The organism is Mucilaginibacter sp. OK283 (assembly GCF_900110415.1).
Taxonomy (GTDB): Bacteria; Bacteroidota; Bacteroidia; order Sphingobacteriales; family Sphingobacteriaceae; genus Mucilaginibacter.
This window is the reverse complement of sequence record NZ_FODR01000010.1, coordinates 201,223-225,200: the sequence shown is the minus strand read 5'-3', so window position 1 is coordinate 225,200 and position 23,978 is coordinate 201,223. Positions and strand designations below refer to the sequence as shown.

Sequence of the window (23,978 nt, the reverse complement as noted above, 5' to 3'; positions counted from 1 at the left end):
CATGACAAGTTAAAAACGGAAGTCATCCTTGTAACTTGTTTCAGGATCCCACAGGACAGGTGACCCGCATGAAGTATACTTAGCACGTGGGGTGCTGAAACAAGTTCAGCATGACATTAGGGCGAAATCATTGTCATTCTTCCTTCAGGATTTCGCGAAATTTTACAACTCAGACTGACAGGTCTCCCACCGAATACGTTAAGAATAGACGCTCTTGTAACAAAAAGGGTGATACTAAAAAAAGCGGCAATCGCCGCTTTTTTTAGTATATGGTTATTAAAGTCCGAAAACTATTATTCGTTTACTACACCCATCGAACAGAATTTTTCGATGCGCTCGTTAACCAGTTCGGTAACGTCTTTTTCTTTGAGGATTTTAAGATCTTTTAGCAATTGCTTTTTAAGCGTGGCAGCCATAGCTACGGGATCCTGGTGGGCGCCACCAAGGGGCTCTTTAATAACCCCGTCTATCAGCTTGTTTTTTAGCATTTCTGTAGATGTCAGTTTCAAAACTTCGGCGGCACGTTCTTTATTTTCCCATGTTTTCCAAAGGATGGTTGAGCAGTTCTCCGGCGATATTACCGAATACCAGGAGTTATCCAGCATCATTACTTTATCGCCAATACCTATACCTAATGCGCCGCCTGATGCACCTTCGCCTATAATAACACAGATGATAGGTACTTTAAGTATCGACATTTCTAACAGGTTACGGGCTATGGCTTCACCTTGTCCGCGCTCTTCGGCCTCCAGGCCGGGGAATGCTCCGGGGGTGTCAATTAAGGTAACAACCGGCTTGTTGAATTTCTCGGCCATTTTCATCAGCCTCAGAGCCTTCCGGTAGCCTTCGGGGTTAGCCATACCAAAGTTGCGGTACTGGCGCTCTTTGGTGTTACGGCCTTTTTGCTGGCCTATAAACATCACTGTTTGGCCATTTAATGTTCCAAAACCACCAATGATGGCTTTATCATCGCCAACTGTACGGTCGCCGTGCAATTCAATAAAATCATCGCACATCAGCTCAATATATTGCAGGGTATATGGCCTTTCGGGATGGCGGGAGATCTGTACCTTTTGCCAGCCGGTAAGGTTGCCGTATATTTCTTTTTTGGTGCTTTCCAATTTGGCTTCCAGCTCTGCAACCGTTGCCGACATATCCAACTTGTTTTTATCTTCAACCTGCTTCACCTTTTCAATTTGCTGCATCAGCTCGGCAAGGGGTTTTTCAAAATCAAAAGTTATTTTCATACACTTTATTTGGGGCCGCTAAATTAAACAAATCAATCGGCAAATTTATCAATTATGATTTTGCAAAGTTTCCAGCTTTTTTATCTGGGCCGGCGATAGCAGTTTCCAGGTATTGTAGCAGGCAATCAAAATGGCATCCCGCAGTTCGCCGTAGTACAAGCCCGACCGGTTACTATAAAAAATGATGCTGCCTTCGTCGGTTCCTTTGTTAAACAAATCATCCAGTCTCTTTTCGTTGGTAACAATAAATCCCCCCATTTCAATTCGTTTGCGTTTCAGCTCTTTAGCAATAGCTTCAATCTTAGTAATTTGTATGGGGCTAAGGCCTGCCTCCTTTTTAAACTGCATAGCCACATCCGGCATTGGGTAATGGTTCAGCAGTGCCACCGGCGGCATATTATAAATATCATCTCCTTTTAACAATGCGGTATACTGCGCATCAGTTAAAGTTTTAACAGGCGATTTTTTCAAGGTACTATCGGGCGTCTGCGCCGCAATTCCACTATAAATAAACAGGGAAGCTATAAATACAGGTATTGTTTTCAGCATAGGTTGCAGTTTACAAAAAAGCCGCAACTATTAGGCCAATAAACTTCCACCTTTCTTAATTTGCGTAATAGTTATGAAATACGATACGCCAAATAATCAAAACGAATCCTACTTAATATCCCTGACCTATGCTCCTTTACCTTCATGCCTAAAGATAGAAGCCTGAAACCTAAATTAATAATTGATTGTAGAAGTTATGCAAACGAAAGACCCATTCCGGCGGGTGAGTCTTCCGTTTCCACTAATCCTCGAACGAATACTTTATTTAACGACAGTTGCTTCCAACTCAACTTTTAAAGTTTCGAATAAGCTTTTCACCTCCAAAAGCGTAAGTGCTTGTTTGACGCCATTCCTGACAGCCCAATCTTGAAAAATCTTAAAATTCGACAAAAGCTCAGAGGTCGATGTCGTATAAATATTTAAGCGGACGATCCCTTCAGGTTTGTACCCTGCCTTGCTGATCACAGTCTCTAAATTCTGCAATGCTTTGGTCAGTTGAGTTTTCATATCGTCATTACTTGATATTCCGTCATCGCTTATAGCGGTTTGTCCCGAAATGTAAAGTGTGCTTTCCACATGTCTTGCTTCAACAGCCTGTACATAACTGCGTTCGTCCTGCCACCCCCAGGGATTGATTATCCTTTTTTCCATCTGTGCATGTTTTGAAGTTTGCGCCCATGCAGGTGCAGTAATTGTTAATAATAGTGTTGCCAGTTTTGCGATCTTTTTCATAATTGCAGTATAAATTTACAGTGCAAAAATCCGGATAACATTCGGGATCAAGCCTTGATATACCTCACCATTATCATGTGAGGTATATCACACTATTAATTAAAACGGCTCAAAGTTTCACGGGATACTCCCAGGAATGCAGCCAGCTGACTTTTCGGCACCCGCTGAACGAGTGAAGGATATTGCTTAAGAAGTTGTTCGTAACGCTGTTTTGCATTAGAGGTTAACAAAGAGACGATGCGCCTTTGTGCACCAAGAAAGCCGAAGTTGGCTTTTTCGAGAAAAAATTTTTCCATCTTTTCCATTCTATCACAAAGATTGCGGTAATTTTCCAGCGTTAAGCACAGTACTTCTGTATCTTCCAGGCATATCAGTGACATGGTCGATAGGGTCTGCGTATAATAGGCCAGAAAATCGCTTTCCCACCAGTCTTCCATAGCAAACGAGACAATATGCTCCTTTGCCGTATCGTCAATATACACCAGCTTTAAAAGCCCGGACAGAATAAAAAAATTGTGTTTTACAGATTCTCCTTCCTGAATAAGAAATTGATGTTTTTTAAATTTTTTAGCGGTGAAATGACTTAATACAAATTCATACTCATCATCGTTGAGTAACACGATCTTTTCTATATGGTTTCTTAGTCTTTGATCCATGCTCCTTTTTTAATGATTTCTATACTAATAAAGATAATTATCTCCCCCTTAAAAAACGCGGGGAGTATAAAAAAGGGTTTCCGATGCATACTAAACCCGAATGTTATTGGGGTCGGCTCTCGGCTTTCATTATCTTACCACTCTTCGATTTCATAATATAAAATAAACATTTCATTAAACAAGGAACAGAACGCTTTCTTATTCCACCTTTACCACCTTTGTCCTTGCCGAAATCCCGTTTTCATTAAAGGCCTCTATCTGGAAATAGTAAGGTAAATCCCTATCCATCCCGCTAAAATAAAACTCGTTTTTGCCGTATACCATCATGTTGTTGTACAGTTTATCGGGCGCTATGCCAAAATAAATGGTATAGCCGGTGGCGTTATCATTGGGTTTCCATTTAAGCCAGGAGTTACGGCGCTCGCTGTCGCCACGCAGCACAATCAGGTTTTGAACAGTATCAGGCTTTGCGCCTGCACCCTTACCAAATACCCGGAATCCTGATAGCGCAAACTTTCCGGTAGGCATATGCAGATTAATCATTTTCAGATAACGCGCTTTTGCTGGCGTTTTTAGTTCGATATAATCATGCGGTACATCTTTTTTATTTCGGCTTTTGTCAATCAAAGGTTTCCATGTTTTTCCATCTACCGACGAGTAAACCATATACTGGTGATAAACGCCCATTGATTTGCCCATAAACGTGGCGTCCTGGTCGGCATAGTTAATTTGCACGGCGTTGATGGTACTGATTTCGCCCAGGTCGGTTTTAAACCACTCGCCTTTGCTGGCAGTTTTGGCGCTCCAGTAAGTCTTGATATCTTCGTCAACCGCATTATTGGCGTAGTAAGCGCCCAGGGTCGACGATATTTCTACCGGCTTATTATAGTTCAGCAGCATCCAGCCGGTAAAGTTACTTTGCAGGTGGTCTTCGGCGCCGGTGGCCAAATATTGGGGATAATCACCATAGGCGGTGTTGCAATACAGCGTTCCGTCTTTATCAAAACCGGCAGGCCAAAAGCCAATGCGGCGTTCAAAGTTATTTTTTACCGAAATACCCATGGTGCTGATATGCCAGTAGTTGCCATACTTATCGGCCCAGGTTGCTCCGTGCCCCGCTCCTTTTGCAAAGCCGCCGGGCTTGTACGAGAACGGATTATGTTTTTGATAGGTAAACGGACCAAGTGGCTTATCGCCCACAAAAACGCCATCGCCATAGCCGCTTTGTTCGGTACCGGGCGCGCCAAATTGCAGGTAGTATTTGCCGTTATGCTTGTTCATCCACGAGCCTTCAATAAAGGGCAGCAGGAATACATTATCATTATGTTCGCCGAAGCGCTCCCAGCCATGCTTTTCGGGATCCAGCTTAACCATTTCTTTTTTGGGGCCGATGGGTTCAAATGTTTTCCTGTCTATCTCCTGCCCATAAAGCGGCAGGGTATTGCTCGATCCGTGGTAAATGTAAACCCGGCCATCGTCATCGGCAAACATGCCAGGATCCCAGGCGCCTACTTTAAAATAGTCTTTAGCCGCTTTCCAATCATCTTTGGTAGGGTTGGTGCTCATCCAAAGGGTAAAATCCTTATTATAGGTCGATCCTATCACCAGCAAGGTATCGCCTAAAACTAATGTTGCAGGCGCGCAAAGTTCATCGCCTGCAACCTGGTTGTAGGAGCGTACAAATTTGCGGTATACAAAATTCCAGTTCAGCATGTCATCACTCCACCAGTAACCAAACTGGTTTGTGCTGAACAGGTAGTATTTGCCTTTAAACAAGGTCATGGTGGGGTCGGCAGTTGCGCGGTGTTTGCCCCAGCTTGCAAAACTATCAAAAGGGGTGTAGCCGTAATCGAGGTTAAGGGGATTGCAATAAGTTAACCTTTTGGTTTGCGCGCTTGCATGCAGCAGGAAAAAGCAAAGCAATAGCATCAGTAAAATACGGGCAGCTATCTTCATCATATATGCACTGGTTTATATAGGTAATAACAGGATGCTAATATCTGTTTTTAAACAACAATTAAAAGATGGCTTACTACTACATTTACTGCACAAAAACACCCGGTTTGGCTAAAAGTTTACCCAAACCACATTAACCATTACTCCAATTGTAAACTTTTTATCATTGTGTGTTAAAAACACAATTAATTTGTAGCTTCATGGCGTAAACCAATTTGTACCAAAATCCAGTTTTATGAAAAAGAGATACCTGCTGCTTTTCATTGTGCAATTATTTTTTTGCGCCGCTTCATTTGCGCAATACCCCAAAATGGATAAGCTGCTTTACGGCGTAGCTTATTACGATGAATATATGCCTTACGAACGCCTTGACAAAGATGTGCAGATGATGAAAGAGGCGGGCATAAACGTGGTGCGCATTGCCGAATCGACCTGGAGCACCGTTGAACCGCAGGATGGTATTTTTGATTTTACCCATATTGACAGGGTGCTGGCGGCCATGCAAAAAGGCGGCATCAAAGTGATTGTTGGTACACCTACCTATGCCATACCTACATGGATGGCCAGAAAACATCCCGAAATATTAGCCATTACACCACAGGGCCAAAACCAATACGGACCAAGGCAAAATATGGATATTACTAATACCGATTTCAGGATGTATGCCGAGCGGGTGATCCGTAAGATAATGGAGCATGTGAAAGATAACCCCGCCGTTATTGGTTACCAGGTTGATAACGAAACTAAATCATACGGTACATCTGGCCCAAATGTGCAGGCGTTGTTTGTAAAATACATGCAGGCCAAATACAAAACGCTTGATAATATTAACCATATTTTTGGCCTGGATTACTGGAGCAACCGCATTAATGCGTGGGAAGATTTCCCATCGATGAATAACACCATCAATGGAAGTTTATCATCTGAATTTGCCAAATTTCAGCGCCAGGTGGTTACTCAATATTTAGGCTGGCAGGCGGCCATTGTGCGCGAATACAAACGCCCCGACCAATTCATTACCCAAAACTTCGACCTGGACTGGCGTGGCTCTTCTTTCGGTATCCAGCCCGATGTTGACCATTTTGCGGCTGCCAAGGTCCTGGATATTGCCGGGATAGATATTTATCACCCCAGCCAGGATAAGCTTAACGGCGCCGAGATTTCTTTTGGCGGCGATGTTACCCGATCAATGAAGGGCGGTAAAAACTATTTGACCATAGAGACCGAAGCGCAGGGATTTGCTCAATGGACGCCTTATCCCGGTCAGCTACGATTACAGGCTTTCAGTCACCTGGCCTCGGGCGCCAATATGGTTGGTTATTGGCCATGGCATTCCATCCACAACTCGGCCGAAACCTATTGGAAAGGGTTGTTAAGCCACGATTTTGAGCCCAACCCGGTTTATAACGAAGCTAAAACCATCGGCAAAGATTTTGACCGGCTAAGCCCGAAACTCATCAACCTGAAAAAGAAAAACGATGTAGCCATACTATTCAGCAACGAGGCGCTTACGGGCTTTAAGGCTTTTGGCTTTGGTTGGGGTGTACGCACCGGTTATAATGAAGTATTGCGCCAATTGTACGACGGCTTATACCATATGAACGTAGGCTGCGATTTTGTTGACCCTACCAGCCTGAACATCGAAAACTACAAGCTACTGATTGTGCCCGTTTTGTATGCCGCACCCGATAGTTTATTGCAACGGCTTAACCGCTATGTTAAAAATGGCGGCCACGTTGTTTATACTTTTAAAAGCGGCTTTAGCGACGAAAATGTTAAGGTACGCACCACTCACCAACCCGGCATAATTAATGAAGCTTTAGGAATTTACTACAGCCAGTTCACGGTGCCCGAAAACGTTGGCCTTAAAGGCGATGATTTTAACCTGAAACCGGAAGATAAAAAGCTTAATACGTGGATGGAACTCATCACCCCTACCACTGCCAAAGTACTGGCCTATTATGACCACCCGGTTTGGGGCAAATACGCGGCCATTACCGAAAACACATACGGCAAAGGCCTGGCAACTTACATTGGCTGCGTTACAACCAGCGCCGTTACCGATAAAATACTGGCCGACGCGGTTAAAAAGGCAGGCCTTTGGGGTACCGATCAGCAGTTGGCTTTCCCTGTAATTACCAAGTACGGCGTAAACCAGGCGGGTAAAACGGTGCATTATTATTTTAATTACTCGGATAAGGAAATAAACTTTACCTATCCTTATGGCAACGGGAAGGAACTGTTCTCAGGAGCAAATGTAAGCAGCAATTCGGCTATGCAATTGGAGCCTTGGGGGATGAAGATTGTGGAGGTAAATTGAGGGGTAATTTTGTCTGAACCTGGATTAAACAGATTCTCCGGATTTTTCGGATTTTGACATTGACGAGACGACAACACCAAGCAAAAAAACTTGCGAAGTTTTGAAAACTTCGCAAGTTTAAATTAGAGAGCAATGGGCTTTAGAAATTAAAAGTCTCCCCCTTCAGGGGGAGATTTAGAGGGGCTACACCGCCCTCTTCAGCGTAAAGGCAAACCGGCTCCCTGCCCCTATCTCGCTATCAACCATAATATGGCCGCTTTGGGCTTCAATAAAATCTTTGGCAATGGCAAGGCCAAGGCCGGTGCCGGTTTGGTCGGCGGTGGCGTTGGGCACTTTAAAGTAGCGCTCAAATAACCTCGACAGGTATTGCTCTTCTATGCCTTTACCATGATCTTTTACCGAAAATTCAATCTCGTCGTTCTTATGCTTTTTAACAGTTAGCTCCACAACTGATTTTTCGTGGCTGTATTTTATGGCGTTTGATAACAGGTTGATAAGTACCCAGGTAGTTTTATCAAGGTCGGCATGTACCTCGGGCAGGGTATCGTCGCATTTTACTTTGATGTTTACTTGCTTTTGATCGGCTGTGAATTTAATGGCCTTTACCGCATAATCAACAATGTTACGGGGGTGTGTGCTGCCGAAGTTAAGCTGTAGCTTACCGGTTTCAACCTGTGCCATATCCAACAGTTCGCCGGTTATTTGCAGCAGGCGGCGGGCATCATCGTCAATATTTTCCAGCAATTGGCGTTGCTCGGTATTTACATTACCTATGCGGTCGTCCTCCAGTAATTTCAGGCTCATTTTGATGGACGATATGGGCGTTTTTAACTCGTGCGATATGGTGGCGATGAAATTGGTTTTAGCTTCATCCAGCTGCTGGTACTCGGTAATATTTTTAAGGATAATTACCTTACCTATCACTTTACTTTTACTGCTCACGGATAATGAATCGCGGCTGTAAAAGCTTTCGCGATTATCTGCAAAAATCTTTAACCGTGGCTGTTCATTAATTAACAGGTTGCGCAGCAGGTCGTTCTCCAACGCTATGTCTGGTGCGTACCGGCCGGTAAGCTGTTCGGTGGTCATGCCTATCAGGTTACACGCTACTTCGTTGGCAAATATGATAAACTGCTTTTCGTCTAAACCAATAATAGCATCGTGCATGGTATTAATAATAGTCTCTATCCGTTTTTTCTCAAACAGGATGCTGGCCAGGTTACTGTTCTCATACTCATCCAGTTTCCGGGTCATATTATTAAAAGCCTGCCCCAATTCGCCAAACTCATCATCGGAGTGAAAGTCTATCTGCTGGTGGTAATTACGATTTGATACCTCTTTTATCCTTGCCGTTAATTCCTTTAACGGATCGGCTATATAACCCGGAAAATTTACCGCAAAAGTGAACGCGATAGTAAACAACAAAAAAGCACTGACGGCCACCAGCACATTTGCCCTGCTTGCCGTATCAGTGGCGATGGCATTTTTTCGCGAAATTGCATCCATATTCAGGTGCATAATACCATAAATAAGCCGGCGGGCATGGCTCCTTAAAGGCAATTGCGCGGCTATATTGTTATTATGCTGCTTTATCTGCGTGTAAACAAGCGTCAACGAATCTGTTAATTCCTGCTCACCCTTTTCTGTAACATTATGTTGCTGCAGTTTAAGGTTATTGTCGATAACCGCAATTTGTTTTGGCGAAAGCGCCTTATCATTCGCATCGATGGCATCCTGCATGTTTTGGGTAAACTGCAGGGTTTTATAATTATCCTTAAGTATTGCCCCGGCATCGGCCGACAGCCGGTTAAGGAAGTAAACAGATAACCCGCAACAGGTGAGCGCCAGTACAAACAAGAAACCGATGCCTGTACGGAGTTTATTTTTAATAGTCATGGTTATGATAGTATTACAAGGTCTATATCAGTTTTTGACATTTTATTTAACAATTGGGTAAACACTGCCGTTTTCATAATAACCTGGTAAAATTTAAACCGTGGCTTACCCAGGCAGATAGTGGTAATGTCGTATTTTTCGGCCGTTTCCCAAATGGTTTGAGCTATGCGGTCGCTTTTCACTTTAATTACTTCGCCCCCCAGTTGTGTTGCCAGTTTCATATTATTAATAAGGTGGCGCTGCGATGCAAGGTTTATTTTATCGCTGCTTTCTCTTGATGTTTGCACATACAAAACAAAAAATTTAGAGCGGTAATATGATGACAACCTTGCCGTTTTACGAATAATTATTTTGGCCGATTCGTCATTAGTACTAATGCAGGCCAAAAAAAGCTCGGGCCGTAGTTTAATGGTCTTGGGTATCTCAATATCTATCTTCCGCTCTACCTGGTGGGCTACTTCGCGCAGGGCCAGTTCGCGCAGCTGTAAAATTCTATCGGCCTGGAAAAAGTTGTTGAGCGCCATAGGCACTTTTTTCTCGTCGTATATCTTACCTTCCTTTAAGCGGTCTATCAGTTCATCGGCGGTAAGGTCGATGTTTACTACCTCGTCTGCCAGTTGCAAAACCTTATCGGGTATACGCTCGTTTATTTTGGCCCCGGTTATACGTTCCACCTCTTCGTTCAGGCTTTCCATATGCTGGATGTTTACCGCGCTGATCACATTAATACCCGCGTTCAATATCTCCAGCACATCCTGCCAGCGTTTTTCATTGCTGCTGCCTTCAATATTGGTATGGGCCAGTTCATCAACCAAAACCACCTCGGGGCGCAGGCTAATGATGGCTTTCAAATCCATCTCCTCCAGCTCTTTACCCTTGTAAAACAGTTTGCGGCGGGGTATTACCGGCAAACCCTCTAATTGGGCAACGGTTTCTTTGCGGTTATGCGTTTCAATGTAGCCAATTTTAACGTCGATGCCGTTACGCATCAAAGCCTGGGCCTCCTGCAGCATGCGGAAGGTTTTACCCACGCCCGCGCTCATGCCTATGTAAACCTTGAATTTCCCGCGCCTTGATTTTTTTATCAGCTCCAGGAAATGCTCAACCGACCGTTCTTTTTCGCCGTCCATATGCCCAAGCCCCCTCTAAATCTCCCCCTGAAGGGGGAGACTTTAAAAATTTTAATTTATTTGACACTTATTAATACCCATTATGTTTAAAGCCGCACAAATCCCATTTTGGTTTACAACCAAGCCCCCCCGCAAGTCAAAAGTCTCCCCCTTCAGGGGGAGATTTAGAGGGGGCTTATAAAAGGGAGAGCCCTCGCGGCCCCCCTTTTAAGGTATGAATGTTTCTCAAACTAACATATAATTAAACCAAAATTAACTATACAACCATTCATACATATCTTGAGCCCCACCTAAATCCTCCCCTAAAGGGGAGGACTTGAGAAAAAACTGCAATCCAAAGCCCCATACTTCAGGGGGAGATTTAGAGGGGGCTTAAAAGGCGTACACCGCTGCCAGCACAAATTGCGAGGCAGTTTTAGTCGGGTCGCCCGAGTTATTTTTAAACGCGTTTGCCGATCCATTGTCGACCCTAAACTCGGGTATCAATGCCAGCGGACCAGCCTTAATATTTGCTGTAAAAGTTACAGCCGCTACGTTTTCGCCGGGTGCAGGCGCTGCTGTCGAGGTATAGGTGCCGGTTTTTGTTTTAAAGTACTCGCCCCTAAGGCCTAATGTTACATCTTTTGAAACCGCGTATTGCGGATACAACGCCACCCCGTTAAAACCTCCTGTTATGCCATTGTTAGCTTTATAGTCGGCAGCGTTTAAGCCTAATTTAAAGGCATCTGTTATTTGGTAGGCTGTGGTCAAATCAAATTCTGTCCCCTGTAAACCACCTGTAATAACATTCAGATAAGCTGCCCATCCCTTTACCGGGATAACCGTTAGCTGAGCGCCAAAATTGTTAACCCTTTTGGTAGCTTGGTAGGCATTCCAGTTATCGTTAAATGCCCCAACCATCAGGCTTATTTTATCGGTAAAAGCATAAGTTGCCTTTACGCCTGCATTCTGGAACGGGCCATTGGTGAACAGGTACGATGTAGAATAGTTAAAATTACCAACAGGGCTTATCACCTCATAACCAATAAAGGTTGCCATATAACCACCGGTAAGGGTTAATTTACCGGTTACATCGTACGCTACATACAGGTTTTGGATATGATACGAGTCGCCGTTTGGCCCGTTAGGTACGGATTGCGCCTGCCCCCTTGGGCCAAAAGACATTTCGCCTAAAAAGGCAGCTTTACCAACTTTCTTTTTAATCCCCAGGTCTATCATCCCAATCGAAACTGAATTTTGGTCGGTAGCAAAACTGGTAGGGACCTGGCTGCCTTTATCAGCAATGTCGTATTTATAATAAGTATCAACCGATCCAAAGATCACCAATGGCGCATCGGATGTTGTTTTAACAGTGTCCTGTGCTTTGGTTATCAAAGCGCTTAATAGTAAAAATGCAGGTACTAATATGAAGGTCTTTTTCATTTATGTATAAAAATCATTTACTTTTTCAGTTCCCCTCTCGAGAGGGGGTGCGTTGGGATTGTGCGGTAGCAGGGGTGTGTTATGCCATTTCGCGGGTTAAACACACCCCTCCCCCCTCTCAAGAAGGGAATAGCACTTGGCCCCGCTTTTTTTAACTACTTAAAGAGGGCTATTTCTTTAGCTCGTCCAATGCTACATTCAACTTCAGTACGTTTACTTTTGATGGGCCAAATAAGCCAAATAATGGTTTTTCGGTATGCTCATCAACCAGTTTGGTTACAACATCGGCAGATAGGCCACGTACTTTGGCAACACGGGCTACCTGTACCTTTGCGCCTGCAGGCGAAAGATCAGGATCTAACCCACTACCCGATGCGGTAACCAGTTCGGCAGGGATCTGGGCACGGGTTACACCGGGATTATGCTTTAAAAAATCCTGGATGCGGCCTTCAACCTGTTTCAAATAATCGGGGTTTGAAGGGCCTTTGTTTGAACCTCCCGAACCGGCAGCGTTATAATCAACAGCCGACGGGCGGCTCCAGAAGTATTCGTCCTTAGTAAATTTTTGACCTTCGTTGGCATAACCAACTACGCGGCCTTTGTATGTTACGGTTTCCCCATCGCCATGGCCGGGAGTCAATTTACCAACACCGGCTATAGCTAATGGATAAATACCGGCTGTAATTACTATCAGGATGATAGTTAACTTGATTGATGGCAACAAATATGTTTTCATTTTCTTTTTAGATTTGAGATATGAGACTTGAGATATGAGATTTCCTTATCTCACATCTTTTAAATTGGATCTGAGTGCTTTGATATGAGATTTTCGACATTCTTTTTTTATCTCAAATCTCATATCTCACCTCTCAAATCTCTTCTATATAAATACGCCTACGGCAAGGTCAATTAATTTAATACCGATAAATGGTATCAGTATACCACCAAGGCCATAAATCAACAGGTTACGGCGTAGCAACGCACTGGCACCTATCGGTTTATATTCTACACCACGTAAGGCCAACGGTATCAGCAACGGGATAATGATGGCATTAAATATCACTGCCGATAATATGGCCGATTCGGGGCTGTGCAATGCCATGATATTAAGCGCCCTTAATGATGGTATAGATACCATGAATAAGGCCGGAACAATAGCAAAGTACTTGGCTACGTCATTGGCTATCGAGAAGGTGGTAAGCGTACCGCGGGTCATCAGTAATTGTTTACCAATTTCCACAATCTCAATCAGCTTGGTTGGGTCGTTATCCAAATCAACCATGTTACCGGCTTCTTTGGCTGCCTGGGTGCCGCTGTTCATGGCTACACCAACATCGGCCTGGGCTAAGGCTGGGGCATCGTTTGTACCGTCGCCCATCATGGCTACCAGTTTGCCACCTTGTTGTTCTTTTTTAATGTAGTTCATTTTATCCTCGGGCTTAGCCTCGGCAATAAAATCATCCACACCTGCTTTTTCAGCAATAAATTTGGCAGTTAAAGGGTTATCACCAGTAACCATTACCGTTTTAACGCCCATTTTACGCAGGCGGTCAAAGCGTTCGGCAATGCCTGGTTTAATAATGTCCTGTAATTCAATTACACCCATTATCTCCTCGTTTTGCGATACTACCAGCGGTGTGCCACCATTTGATGAGATTTTTTTAACGTTATCCTCAACCTCGGTTGGGAATGCGTGACCAGCCTTTAAGGCAATGTTACGAATGGAATCAAAAGCCCCTTTACGGATGCGTAAACCATCGGGTGTATCCAAACCGCTTGAGCGGGTTTCGGCGGTAAATTTTATAAATACCGAATTTGCGGGGGCAACCACTTTAGATAAGGTTTTATCCTCATGGGCAAGTTCCACTATCGATTTACCTTCGGGGGTTTCATCGGCCAGAGAACTTAATACACATGCGGCTACAAAGCTGGCGTTGCTAACACCTGTGGCGGGATAAAAATTGGTTGCCTTACGGTTACCAATGGTAATGGTACCTGTTTTATCTAATAACAAGGTATCCAAATCGCCTGCAGTTTCAACCGCTTTACCGCTTTTGGTTATCACATTTGCGCGTAATGCCCTATCCATCCCGGCAATACCGATGGCCGATAACAGGCCACCGATAGTGGTCGGAATAAGACAAACAAATAATGAGATGAATGCGGCAATTGTTATCGGGGTATTTGAATAATCGCCAAAAGGTTTCAGGGTAACGCACACAATAACAAAGATGAGCGTAAAGCCTGCAAGCAGGATAGTTAAAGCTATCTCGTTTGGTGTTTTCTGGCGCGATGCACCTTCAACCAGCGCAATCATCTTATCCAGAAAGCTTTCGCCGGGCTGGGTGGTTACCATAACCTTTATCTTATCAGATAATACTTTGGTACCACCTGTTACCGACGATTTATCACCGCCAGATTCGCGGATAACCGGGGCAGATTCACCTGTGATGGCCGATTCGTCGATGGTAGCAATACCTTCAATAATCTCGCCATCGGTAGGGATATTGTCGCCTGTTTCGCATATAAACACATCGCCTTTTTTTAACTGGCTCGACATTACCATGGTTTCCTTACCGTTAACCAGTAAGCGGGCGGGAGTTTCCTCGCGGGTTTTGCGCAGGCTTTCGGCCTGGGCTTTACCACGTGCTTCGGCGATAGCTTCGGCAAAGTTGGCAAAAAGTACGGTAAGCAACAGTACCAAAAACACGGTGAAGTTATAGGCAAAGCTGCCCTGTCCTTTATTTGCAAAGGAAAATATAGTTACAATAAGCATTACTGCCGTTCCTATTTCAACGGTAAACATAACCGGGTTACGGAACAGTATGCGTGGGTTTAGTTTGATGAACGACTGTTTAAAAGCCTCTTTCATCTGATCGCCCTGAAATAATGTATTTGAGGTTTTCATGATTATCTAAGTGAAAAATGTTCAGCAATTGGACCTAAAGCCAGTGCAGGAAAAAACGACAGGGCGGCTATAATTACAATCACCGCGAATATCATTAACCCAAAAGTTGAGGTATCGCTTTTAAGTGTTCCGGCAGATTCAGGAATGTATTTTTTATTGGCCAATAAACCAGCTATAGCCAGCGGACCAATTATTGGTAAAAACCTGCCCAGCACCATTACAATACCGGTAGTTACGTTCCAAAAAATGTTACCATCGCCCAACCCTTCAAAACCCGAACCGTTGTTGGCCGCTGCTGAAGTATACTCATACAGCATTTCAGAAAAACCGTGGTTACCGGGGTTATTTAACCATGTTGACGGTTTTACTGCCCAATCGGCACCAGGCATGTGTACCACCACGTATGATGATACGGCTAAGCCTACCAATATGATGAATGGGTGTAATAAAGCAATCAGCGAAGCTACCTTCATTTCCCGGGCTTCAATTTTGCGGCCCAGGAACTCCGGTGTACGGCCTACCATCAGGCCCGATATAAATACCGCGATGATGATAAAGATGTAAAAATTAAGGAAACCAACACCCACACCGCCATAAAAGCAATTAACCATCATACCCAGCAATTGCATACAACCTGATAAAGGCATGGTACTATCATGCATGGAGTTTACCGAACCTGTTGAAGTAACAGTAGTCATTATGCTCCAGTATGCGGAATTGGCCGGTCCAAACCTTACTTCCTTGCCCTCCATAGCACCGGTAGGCTGGCTAACACCCATGTGGGTTATAGCCGGGTTGCCGTTTAGTTCGGCATTAATGGTTGGTATCATCAGCATGAGCATTCCCAGCGTCATCACCCCGAAAATTACGTAAGCAAATTTCTTTTTATTAAGGTAAAAGCCCAGGGCAAATACCAGCGCTATAGGAATAATAAGCTGTGCAACCAACTCAACTGTGTTGGTTAAGTAGTTAGGGTTTTCGATAGGGTGGGCAGAGTTTGCACCAAACCAGCCACCACCGTTTGTACCTAAGTGTTTAATAGCTACCAGTGCAGCAACCGGGCCGCGGGATACATGAACGGTATCGCCCTGCATGCTAATGAAAGTATCTTTACCTGCATAGCTGGTAGTCATGCCGTTAAAGGCGAAGATGACAGCTATTACAAATGAAATAGGCAATAATATACGGGTAATGGCTTTTACAAAGTAATCCCAAAAGTTACCCAGTTTATCGGTCACTTTATCTTTCAGGGCCCTGTACAGCACAACCAGCGCTGCAATACCGGTAGCTGCCGATACAAAGTGCAGGAACATAAACACAAAGTGCTGTGTAAAGTAAGTGGCGCCGCTTTCGCCCGAGTAGTGCTGTAAGTTACAGTTTACCAAAAAACTGATGGCGGTGTTAAAAGCCGTATCGGGCGACTGGCCAGGATTTGCATCCGGGTTAAGTGGCAGGTGGCCTTGTGCCATTAAGCAAACAAATGCATAAATAAGCCATACGCTATTGATAGTAAGCAGGGCAAATAAATGCTGTTTCCAGTTCATTTCCTTTTTGGCATCAATGCCGCTGAAACGAAAAATGAAACGTTCAAACGGGGCTAAAAAGTCGAGCCAGGTTTTTTCGCCCTTAAAAATGCGGGCGATGTAACGGCCCAGGGGGATGGCTATTGCCAGCGTGAGCAGGTAAGTAAAAATTACACCTGAAATTTCAGTGTTCATGGTTTAATAGTTTAAAATTTTTCGGGTTTAAGCAGCACATACACCATGTATACAAACACAGCCACTGCCACGATGAATAATGCGATCATGATGATTAGATTTTTTCGAAGTAATTAACTGATTTGAAGAAGATCCAGAATATGACCACGAAAGTCACTATGTAAATTGCAATCTGTAAAATATCCATATTCTTATGTTTTTGCAGAGAGCTTTACCAAGTAGATGCCAATAAATGACAACACCTATCAAATAACTGAATTACAGTTAATTAACATTTAACATCAGCGACAAAATGGATTTAATTGATGAATATTGCCTATCATTTTGATAGATGATTATCAATCTGGGAGAAAGAAATGATATGTTGCGAAAAACACCTTTATCAAGGGCAGGTACGAGGCAGCTATTAGCCACAAAAACTCGCGGCAGCGGTGGTACCATTCTACAAAAATGCCCTGGAACAGGCAGGACACGGAACATTTGACTATCAGCTATCTTTATCTAATAATCAACAAACTAAATATTATTCATTTTTTTACCGGAAGCTATTGTTTAACCGGCAGATGGCTGGGTTATGTATTCTTTATAAATACCTTCAAACATTAGCTTGTCTTCTACTGCCTGTTTAAATGGTTTATCTAAAAAAGTGTTACTGTAACCTATCGCCTTCGCCAGGTTCTTCAGCACCTTAAAATATGTAACCTCGATACCTTCAACTAGTTGCAGATAAAATACAATAAAAACATCTCGCTCCATAGGCGTTTTGCCCGACCGGATGGCAGTTATATAGGCTTCAAGCGTCATGGCTTTCATGCCCAGTACGCTTATTTTTGATTGATCTTCGCCTATCGCGCTAAATATCCCGTCAATGTGTACCATCTGGTTTTCAGCATCATCACTGCAATCCTGTATGGCATTTTTTAAATATTGCAGTGTTGCCAGGGTTTTTATCTCCTCAAAAAAATGAATAAGATGCAGCTTGCCGCAATAAATGCTGTTTAAGTGTTCGAGGAAAATTTTTTTAAGATGCGCATCTTCAAACTTCACCTCCTGTGGCGATAGGTTTTTATCAGGGCTTGGGGTCATCGCTTAATAATTATTGGAAAATCTGTTTAAAGATACTATAATAATTATCATAAAAAGCAAATTACATCTCCATTAAAAAACAATAACGCAATGGCTAAAACAACTATATTTGCCATTATATTTTTAACATTATGCTACAACGAATACAAAGCATTTACCTGCTTGCAGCCAGCCTGGTTTTGTTTGCCCTTTACTTTTTCCCGCTGGCCCATAACGTTTACGTAAATAATGTCCCTGTAACTATTACCGTCACCGGCATTTTTCAGGATGTTAACGGCGCGCAAAAACATATCGAATCTTTTACGGCGCTTACGGCCATAACGGCTGTAGTGGCGCTTATACCACTTGTTATAATTTTCCTTTTCAAAAACCGCAAGCAGCAACTGGCTTTTTGCTATGGCGCTATATTGGTATTGTTTGGCTACAGTTTCTGGATGGCGCAAACTGTAAAAAAAGCGGTAGGCGAAGGCGTTCAATTAGATACGCATACAATGGGAATTGGTTTGTTCCTAACATCAATAAGCATTATTATGCTGCTATTGGCCACCAAGGGTATCAAAAATGATGAAAAGCTAATCAAATCTGCCGATAGGTTAAGATAGTATTATATAAGCAAAGTTTTAACAAGTAATAGTGCAAATTAAAAACCTGTGCTTGGATAGCTTTGCTACAAAAGGCAAAAAAAAGCGATAACACCTGTTTTTAATCCAATCCAAAATACGTCCGGTACTCCCGGATTGATCAGTAAAATTTACAAAATCCATAATTAAGTTGCTATTTCAAAAGCTATTACCGCCAAAATCAAAATAGATTACTCAAAAGCGATTTTGACTGCATATACTTATTGCTTTTGTAAAATATTAGCGCTATCTTTGCGCCCGATTTGGCGATGTTGCCAAATTCGTTATTTTAATTCATGAACCCATTTATTGAACTGGGAATCCGTCATGATATTGTTAATGCCATCTCTGAGTTAGGGTTTGAAAACCCAACGCCAATCCAGGAACAGTCAATTCCGGTATTGTTAACAGGCAGCAACGATTTTGTCGGATTAGCCCAAACCGGGACCGGTAAGACTGCTGCCTTTGGCCTACCATTATTAGAGCTGTTGGATTTTGAAGAAAATCATCCACAGGCACTTGTTTTATGCCCAACACGTGAACTTTGTTTACAGATCACGAACGACATTAAAAATTACTCCAAAAAAATGGACAACGTTCACGTTGTGGCCGTTTATGGCGGAGCAAGCATTATGGATCAGTTACGCCAGATTAAACGCGGCGTACAGATCGTTGTGGCCACACCAGGCCGTATGCTTGATATCATTAACCGTAAGGCGATAGATTTTTCGAAGGTAAAATTTGTAGTATTGGATGAAGCTGATGAAATGCTCAATATGGGCTTTCAGGAAGACATTGATAATATCTTATCTACCACTCCGGACGAGAAAAAAACCTGGCTGTTTTCGGCCACCATGCCAACTGAAGTTCGCCGTATAGCGAAAAAGTACATGCACGAGCCATTTGAGCTTACCATGGGCACAAAAAACACCGGCAATGCCAATATTGAGCACGAGTACTACATTGTACGTGCCCGTGATAAGTATGCCGCTTTTAAACGTATTGTTGATTTTAATCCTGATATTTTTGGTATCGTATTTTGTCGTACCAAAATTGAAACGCAGGATATTGCAGAAGCCCTGATCAAAGACGGTTACAATGCCGATTCGTTACATGGCGACCTGTCGCAACAGCAACGCGATAAAGTAATGAAACGTTACCGCGAGCGCAGCCTGCAATTGTTAATTGCTACTGATGTTGCTGCACGTGGTATTGATGTTAATGATGTAACACACGTTATTAACTACTCGTTACCAGACGAGGTTGAAAACTACACCCACCGTAGCGGCCGTACAGCCCGTGCCGGTAAAACAGGTGTATCTATCAGCATTATTAACGCCAAAGAATTAGGTAAAATACGCCAGATTGAGCGCACCCTGGGTAAGCGCTTTGTTAAAGCCGAGATTCCAACCGGGTTTGATGTTTGCGAGAAACAATTATTCTCCATTGTTCATAAAGTACACAACGTACAGGTTAATGAGCAGCAAATTGAGCAATATATCCCGCGTATTATGGAAGAGTTTAAGGATATGAGCAAAGAGGAGTTTATCAAACGCTTTGCATCAATTGAATTTAACCGTTTCCTTGATTATTACAAAAACGCGCCAGACCTTAACGCAAGCGTTGAAGAAGGTGGCCGCAGGGATAGGGATGACCGTGGTGAGCGAGGCGAACGTGGTGCTTCAAGCGGCCCCTCTGCTTACACCCGTTTATTTATAAACTTAGGTTCGGTTGATGAATTTAACCGCGGCGATTTGTTAGGTTACATTTGCAACACATCAAAAATTAGCGGCCGCAGCGTTGGTAAAATAGATGTTAAAGGTGTTTATTCATTCTTTGAAGTACCTAACGAAGATGTTGAAAAGGTAAGCGCAGGCTTTAAAGACGCCGAGTACAAAGGTCGCCCCGTACGGATAGAAGTATCCGGCGAAGGCACCAGCGACCGTCGTGAAAGCAGTGGTGGTTACCGTGGCGGCGACCGTCGTGAAGGTGGTTACCGTGGTGGTGAACGCCGAGAAGGTGGTGGTTACCGTGGTGGCGAAAGAAGCAACTCAGGCGGCGGTGATCGTCGTAGTGGTGGCTTCCGTGACTTCTCCGGCAAACCCCGCGAAGATCGCCCGGAACGCAAAAGAAGATTCTAAGTTTAGTATCAAGTAGTAAGTATCAAGTAGCAAGATAATATTAACTTATTGAAGCTGTCTTGATACTTGATACTAAATACTTACTACTGGATAAAAGATAGTTTTCATGGGCTTCCCCTGGTAAGGAAGCGAGTTTTAGTTTAGTTTTGTTAACAAAGCCTTCAATGCCGCCAGCATGAGGGCTTTTGTTTTTTGATATACCTCCCCACCGTAGCGACGCAACATTTTGCGTCTCCCGCCAGACAGGCGAATTTGCAAGTTGGATTTGCACACGGGAGACTACACGAAAAAAAGATCTCAACCTTCACAATAAAACCACTCGCTATTCTCTACTCACCACTCACAGCCCCTACCTCGCAAACTCCACCAAATCCGAATCCGGGTAAAAGAGCGTGAGTTTATGATCATCCAGGTTTTTTATCAGGAATTTAGTATATGGCCTGCTACCCTGGTACGATGTAAAAATGGTATCTTTTTGCACAAAATAATCTTCAGTAACCGGTTGTCCATCATCAGTGGTAAAACCTTTTTCTGTTATCTCCAGTTTAGTAGCACCATCTTTTGAAACCCATTTGCCTATCAATTTTCTGTTAACTTCGCTTTTTGCAGTCTGATTACTATTACATGCAAACAATATAAGGACATAAACAACGGGTACAACCACTAACGGATATTTTTTCATGGCAAACATAGTAAGTGCAGGCCTAAGCCTGCACTGTTAAGATACAATTTTTATTTTTCCGGTTTATCAATAAGCTGAGATTTTTTTACATAAACCCTGTGTCCTTTTTTGTTTATGTAATAGTACTTATCATGCTCATCAATGTAAACGGTATGGTTACCAGGACCAACCTTTCCTTCGTACTTCTTATCAACTACAGCCGATGCGCCGTTGGCGGCAATCTGTGATGTTTTGTGCCCTACCTTTTTAGCCGTTCTTGAAATTTTATGTCCAATTGTACTGTCTTTGTGGGTTTGTGCAAATACTGGCGATATCATAAATGTACCGGCTGCAAACATTGCAATTTTGAATAAATTTTTCATGGTAGTAAATAAATTAAGTTAATGCTATTAGCATTTAACTCAATTTCTCGGCCAAAAGCCTCATTTCAACCACCGGTGAGTGTTTTTGATATAAAATAGCATAAACAGCATCGCAAATGGGCATGTTTACCTTGTACTGTTTGTTAACCTGCTGTAGGCAATTTACTGCATAATATCCTTCGGCTATCATATTCATTTCCAGCTGGGCCGATGTAACGGTATACCCCTTCCCTATCATATTGCCAAAAGTACGGTTACGGCTAAACTGCGAGTAAGCGGTAACCAGCAAATCGCCCAGATAAGCCGATTCTTTAATGTCCCGGTTAATAGGGTGCACTGCATCAACAAACCTTTCCAACTCGCGTATCGCGTTTGAAATGAGCACCGACTGGAAATTATCGCCATACCCTACTCCATGGCAAATACCACCCGCAATGGCATACACATTTTTTAATACAGCGCCCCACTCGGTGCCATAAATATCATCAGATACATTGGTTTTTATGTAACGGGTATTAATCATTCCCGCAAACTCCGTAGCCAAAGCAGCATCACCGGATGCAATGGTAAGGTAAGAGAGTTTCTCTAATGCAACTTCTTCGGCATGGCAAGGTCCGCTTATTACAATAAAATCTTCAAACGGAATACCATATTTTTGGTGTAAAAACTCGCCGATAATTAAATTTTCATCGGGCACAATACCCTTTATAGCCGATACAACTTTTTTGCCAGCCAAATCTGCAGGCGTAATGCCAGTTAGTGCTTCTTTTAAAAAAGCAGCCGGCACATTTAGCAACACAATATCAGCCACTTGTATCAATGATTTTAAATCTGTTGATATATTTTGTTTAGGCAGCTTTATTTCTACCGAGCTTAAATAATGGGGATTATGCCCAAATTTGTTTAGGTGCTCAACCGCCTGCGTATTACGCATCCACCAAAAAATTTCCTTTTCGGTAGTATTATCAGCCAACATTTTTACATTGGCTGTAGCCCAGCTTCCTCCGCCAACAACGGTTATCTTTTTGTTATACATTTAATAAATTAAAGTAGTAATGCCAGGTTTAAGTTTTAATTGACAAAGCAAATTAAGGAATTTTTATTCAGATAAGGGGAAAGGTTAAAGGCGAAAGGTTAAAGTGCTTGACGACTAAAATTAAAGGGCTTTTAAAATGATAAACTAAATTGGTTAAGTTTGTTTATAGTGTCACTGCTATCAAGCGCTGTCATCCTGAGGAACGAAGGATCTGTTGGCCGACATGCATCGCCGCCTGAAAAGCGGCAAACAGATCCTTCGTTCCTCAGCATGACAGGGGGATAAAACTTTTTTTTACCATATGAACCCATCACCCAGGAAAACATTTAACGCAGGCTTTACCGATGCCAAATACCAGGAATTTTTGAGCAAACTTAACGAGGGGCTGCACAGCCCTGTTCAATTTCGTGTGGCCGAGACACCTGTTTTTTTGACTACCGATTTTCGCGACAGGCTGATTGCCGCCGGGAACGACATCGTAGATACCATCCTCCGACCCGGTTTTAAGGAACTTACTGAACGGGCAATTCCCGATAAATGGCGTGTTGCCAATGAGACCAGTCATCCCCATTTTATAGCACTTGATTTTGGCGTATGCAAAGATGAATACGGCAATATTGTACCTAAGCTGATAGAAATGCAGGGCTTTCCATCCTTATACGGGTTCCAGGTTTTGCTGGGCGATGTTTATGCGGATGTTTTTGATATTGCCGGTGATGAAACCGTTTATTTTAACGGATTGAACAAAGCCAGTTACATTGACCTGCTCAGGAAAACTATTATAGGCGATTGCAAACCGGCCGAAGTAGTTTTAATGGATGTAAATGCCCCGGAGCAAAAAACCGCGGTCGACTTTTATATTACTGAAAAATACCTTGGCATCCCGGTGGTATCTTTAACCGAGCTGGTGCAACAACAAAATAAGCTATTTTATAAAACAGATGGAGGCCTTCAATTAATTAAGCGTATTTATAACCGCTTGATTTTTGATGAAATTGATAATGATCCGGAGATTTTTGAAAAGGTTGTTGATATCAGGGAGCCTGTTGATGTGGAGTGGATAACACACCCCAATTGGTTTTACCGCATCAGTAAATTTACCATGCCTTTTTTAAGCGGCAGTTATATCCCCAAAACACAGTTTTTGCACCAGGTAGATTACCTGCCTGCCGACCTGGAAAACTATGTATTGAAGCCCTTGTTTTCTTTTGCCGGTCAGGGTGTAATTATTGATGTTACTTTGGATGATACCCGCAGTATTAAAGATCCGGAAAACTGGATATTACAGCAAAAAGTTAATTATGAACCTGTTGTGCAATCGCCAGATGGTGGGGTAAAGGCCGAAATCAGGTTGTTGTACCTATGGCCGGACGGAGACGAAAAACCTACACTGGCCATAAACCTGGCCCGGTTAAGCCGCGGAAAAATGATTGGTGTACGATATAATAAAGATTTTGACTGGGTTGGCGGAACAATTGCCTTTATGCCGCGTTAAACCATATACTATCAACGGCGTC

At 43.1% G+C, this 23,978-nt stretch carries 20 protein-coding genes; 4 read left to right on the top strand and 16 right to left on the bottom strand.

Going from position 1 to position 23,978, the window contains the following annotated elements:
- Nucleotides 1-293 precede the first annotated feature (293 nt).
- The 5 genes from BMX56_RS21970 to BMX56_RS21950 all read right to left on the bottom strand — a co-directional run bounded on the left by BMX56_RS21970 (nucleotide 294) and on the right by BMX56_RS21950 (nucleotide 5,143).
- Nucleotides 294-1,247 carry an acetyl-CoA carboxylase carboxyltransferase subunit alpha gene (locus BMX56_RS21970; protein ID WP_090651831.1) on the bottom strand — a complete coding sequence of 318 codons (954 nt, stop codon included), beginning with the start codon at nucleotides 1,245-1,247 and terminating at the stop codon, nucleotides 294-296.
- A 48-nt stretch (nucleotides 1,248-1,295) separates the two neighbouring features.
- On the bottom strand, nucleotides 1,296-1,796 hold the full coding sequence (locus tag BMX56_RS21965; RefSeq protein ID WP_090651830.1) for a hypothetical protein: 501 nt from the start codon (nucleotides 1,794-1,796) through the stop codon (nucleotides 1,296-1,298).
- A 261-nt stretch (nucleotides 1,797-2,057) separates the two neighbouring features.
- A complete protein-coding gene (locus tag BMX56_RS21960) occupies nucleotides 2,058-2,528 on the bottom strand; it encodes a RidA family protein (RefSeq protein ID WP_255369890.1) in 471 nt (156 codons plus the stop codon).
- 95 nt (nucleotides 2,529-2,623) lie between these two features.
- On the bottom strand, nucleotides 2,624-3,184 hold the full coding sequence (locus BMX56_RS21955) for a Crp/Fnr family transcriptional regulator (RefSeq protein ID WP_090651829.1): 561 nt from the start codon (nucleotides 3,182-3,184) through the stop codon (nucleotides 2,624-2,626).
- A gap of 198 nt (nucleotides 3,185-3,382) precedes the next feature.
- Nucleotides 3,383-5,143, bottom strand: a complete 1,761-nt coding sequence (locus tag BMX56_RS21950; protein WP_255369889.1) for a family 43 glycosylhydrolase — start codon at nucleotides 5,141-5,143, stop codon at nucleotides 3,383-3,385.
- Between the two features lie 232 nt (nucleotides 5,144-5,375).
- On the opposite strand from BMX56_RS21950, the gene BMX56_RS21945 reads away from it, so the two are divergent.
- The gene (locus BMX56_RS21945; protein ID WP_218152466.1) at nucleotides 5,376-7,460 is read left to right on the top strand and encodes a beta-galactosidase; all 2,085 of its coding nucleotides are present in this window, start codon (nucleotides 5,376-5,378) and stop codon (nucleotides 7,458-7,460) included.
- Nucleotides 7,461-7,643: 183 nt separating this feature from the next.
- Here the strand turns inward: BMX56_RS21945 and BMX56_RS21940 are convergent, their stop codons facing one another.
- The 8 genes from BMX56_RS21940 to BMX56_RS21905 all read right to left on the bottom strand — a co-directional run bounded on the left by BMX56_RS21940 (nucleotide 7,644) and on the right by BMX56_RS21905 (nucleotide 17,620).
- Complete coding sequence (locus BMX56_RS21940; RefSeq protein ID WP_090651827.1) at nucleotides 7,644-9,356, bottom strand: HAMP domain-containing sensor histidine kinase; 1,713 nt, start codon at nucleotides 9,354-9,356, stop codon at nucleotides 7,644-7,646.
- A gap of 2 nt (nucleotides 9,357-9,358) precedes the next feature.
- Entirely contained in the window at nucleotides 9,359-10,486 is a 1,128-nt protein-coding gene (locus tag BMX56_RS21935) for a sensor protein KdpD (protein WP_090651826.1), read from the bottom strand.
- Between the two features lie 372 nt (nucleotides 10,487-10,858).
- Nucleotides 10,859-11,908 carry an outer membrane beta-barrel protein gene (locus BMX56_RS21930; RefSeq protein WP_090651825.1) on the bottom strand — a complete coding sequence of 350 codons (1,050 nt, stop codon included), beginning with the start codon at nucleotides 11,906-11,908 and terminating at the stop codon, nucleotides 10,859-10,861.
- Nucleotides 11,909-12,077: 169 nt separating this feature from the next.
- Nucleotides 12,078-12,644 carry a K(+)-transporting ATPase subunit C gene (locus BMX56_RS21925; RefSeq protein WP_090651824.1) on the bottom strand — a complete coding sequence of 189 codons (567 nt, stop codon included), beginning with the start codon at nucleotides 12,642-12,644 and terminating at the stop codon, nucleotides 12,078-12,080.
- Nucleotides 12,645-12,788: 144 nt separating this feature from the next.
- Nucleotides 12,789-14,816: a potassium-transporting ATPase subunit KdpB gene (gene kdpB / locus BMX56_RS21920; protein ID WP_090651823.1), complete on the bottom strand. Its 2,028-nt coding sequence runs from the start codon at nucleotides 14,814-14,816 to the stop codon at nucleotides 12,789-12,791.
- 2 nt (nucleotides 14,817-14,818) lie between these two features.
- Nucleotides 14,819-16,534, bottom strand: coding sequence for a potassium-transporting ATPase subunit KdpA (kdpA, locus tag BMX56_RS21915; RefSeq protein ID WP_090651822.1), 1,716 nt, complete (start codon nucleotides 16,532-16,534; stop codon nucleotides 14,819-14,821).
- An 11-nt stretch (nucleotides 16,535-16,545) separates the two neighbouring features.
- On the bottom strand, nucleotides 16,546-16,623 hold the full coding sequence (gene kdpF, locus BMX56_RS30710) for a K(+)-transporting ATPase subunit F (RefSeq protein WP_090651871.1): 78 nt from the start codon (nucleotides 16,621-16,623) through the stop codon (nucleotides 16,546-16,548).
- Between the two features lie 463 nt (nucleotides 16,624-17,086).
- A complete protein-coding gene (locus BMX56_RS21905) occupies nucleotides 17,087-17,620 on the bottom strand; it encodes a DUF892 family protein (RefSeq protein WP_090651821.1) in 534 nt (177 codons plus the stop codon).
- A 131-nt stretch (nucleotides 17,621-17,751) separates the two neighbouring features.
- On the opposite strand from BMX56_RS21905, the gene BMX56_RS21900 reads away from it, so the two are divergent.
- Entirely contained in the window at nucleotides 17,752-18,222 is a 471-nt protein-coding gene (locus tag BMX56_RS21900; RefSeq protein WP_090651820.1) for a DUF4293 domain-containing protein, read from the top strand.
- Nucleotides 18,223-18,536: 314 nt separating this feature from the next.
- On the top strand, nucleotides 18,537-20,381 hold the full coding sequence (locus BMX56_RS21895; protein ID WP_090651819.1) for a DEAD/DEAH box helicase: 1,845 nt from the start codon (nucleotides 18,537-18,539) through the stop codon (nucleotides 20,379-20,381).
- A gap of 349 nt (nucleotides 20,382-20,730) precedes the next feature.
- On the opposite strand, the gene BMX56_RS21890 is transcribed toward BMX56_RS21895, so the two are convergent.
- The 3 genes from BMX56_RS21890 to BMX56_RS21880 are packed head-to-tail and all read right to left on the bottom strand — an operon-like array spanning nucleotide 20,731 to nucleotide 22,461.
- A complete protein-coding gene (locus BMX56_RS21890) occupies nucleotides 20,731-21,063 on the bottom strand; it encodes a hypothetical protein (protein WP_143065504.1) in 333 nt (110 codons plus the stop codon).
- A gap of 50 nt (nucleotides 21,064-21,113) precedes the next feature.
- Complete coding sequence (locus BMX56_RS21885; RefSeq protein WP_090651817.1) at nucleotides 21,114-21,425, bottom strand: hypothetical protein; 312 nt, start codon at nucleotides 21,423-21,425, stop codon at nucleotides 21,114-21,116.
- 34 nt (nucleotides 21,426-21,459) lie between these two features.
- Complete coding sequence (locus BMX56_RS21880; protein WP_090651816.1) at nucleotides 21,460-22,461, bottom strand: NAD(P)H-dependent glycerol-3-phosphate dehydrogenase; 1,002 nt, start codon at nucleotides 22,459-22,461, stop codon at nucleotides 21,460-21,462.
- 301 nt (nucleotides 22,462-22,762) lie between these two features.
- On the opposite strand from BMX56_RS21880, the gene BMX56_RS21875 reads away from it, so the two are divergent.
- Nucleotides 22,763-23,956, top strand: coding sequence for a hypothetical protein (locus BMX56_RS21875; RefSeq protein WP_090651815.1), 1,194 nt, complete (start codon nucleotides 22,763-22,765; stop codon nucleotides 23,954-23,956).
- Nucleotides 23,957-23,978: the final 22 nt, after the last annotated feature.

Bases quoted from the DNA above. Each gene is read 5' to 3' on its own strand.
- BMX56_RS21880 (WP_090651816.1), bottom strand. From the start codon at position 22,461: ATGTATAACAAAAAGATAACCGTTGTTGGCGGAGGAAGCTGGGCTACA.
- BMX56_RS21925 (WP_090651824.1), bottom strand. From the start codon at position 12,644: ATGAAAACATATTTGTTGCCATCAATCAAGTTAACTATCATCCTGATA.
- BMX56_RS21950 (WP_255369889.1), bottom strand. From the start codon at position 5,143: ATGATGAAGATAGCTGCCCGTATTTTACTGATGCTATTGCTTTGCTTT.
- BMX56_RS21890 (WP_143065504.1), bottom strand. From the start codon at position 21,063: ATGAAAAAATATCCGTTAGTGGTTGTACCCGTTGTTTATGTCCTTATA.
- BMX56_RS21930 (WP_090651825.1), bottom strand. From the start codon at position 11,908: ATGAAAAAGACCTTCATATTAGTACCTGCATTTTTACTATTAAGCGCT.
- BMX56_RS21965 (WP_090651830.1), bottom strand. From the start codon at position 1,796: ATGCTGAAAACAATACCTGTATTTATAGCTTCCCTGTTTATTTATAGT.
- kdpA (WP_090651822.1), bottom strand. From the start codon at position 16,534: ATGAACACTGAAATTTCAGGTGTAATTTTTACTTACCTGCTCACGCTG.
- BMX56_RS21970 (WP_090651831.1), bottom strand. From the start codon at position 1,247: ATGAAAATAACTTTTGATTTTGAAAAACCCCTTGCCGAGCTGATGCAG.
- kdpB (WP_090651823.1), bottom strand. From the start codon at position 14,816: ATGAAAACCTCAAATACATTATTTCAGGGCGATCAGATGAAAGAGGCT.
- BMX56_RS21940 (WP_090651827.1), bottom strand. From the start codon at position 9,356: ATGACTATTAAAAATAAACTCCGTACAGGCATCGGTTTCTTGTTTGTA.
- BMX56_RS21955 (WP_090651829.1), bottom strand. From the start codon at position 3,184: ATGGATCAAAGACTAAGAAACCATATAGAAAAGATCGTGTTACTCAAC.
- kdpF (WP_090651871.1), bottom strand. From the start codon at position 16,623: ATGATCGCATTATTCATCGTGGCAGTGGCTGTGTTTGTATACATGGTG.
- BMX56_RS21905 (WP_090651821.1), bottom strand. From the start codon at position 17,620: ATGACCCCAAGCCCTGATAAAAACCTATCGCCACAGGAGGTGAAGTTT.
- BMX56_RS21885 (WP_090651817.1), bottom strand. From the start codon at position 21,425: ATGAAAAATTTATTCAAAATTGCAATGTTTGCAGCCGGTACATTTATG.
- BMX56_RS21895 (WP_090651819.1), top strand. From the start codon at position 18,537: ATGAACCCATTTATTGAACTGGGAATCCGTCATGATATTGTTAATGCC.
- BMX56_RS21900 (WP_090651820.1), top strand. From the start codon at position 17,752: ATGCTACAACGAATACAAAGCATTTACCTGCTTGCAGCCAGCCTGGTT.
- BMX56_RS21935 (WP_090651826.1), bottom strand. From the start codon at position 10,486: ATGGACGGCGAAAAAGAACGGTCGGTTGAGCATTTCCTGGAGCTGATA.
- BMX56_RS21875 (WP_090651815.1), top strand. From the start codon at position 22,763: ATGAACCCATCACCCAGGAAAACATTTAACGCAGGCTTTACCGATGCC.
- BMX56_RS21945 (WP_218152466.1), top strand. From the start codon at position 5,376: ATGAAAAAGAGATACCTGCTGCTTTTCATTGTGCAATTATTTTTTTGC.
- BMX56_RS21960 (WP_255369890.1), bottom strand. From the start codon at position 2,528: ATGAAAAAGATCGCAAAACTGGCAACACTATTATTAACAATTACTGCA.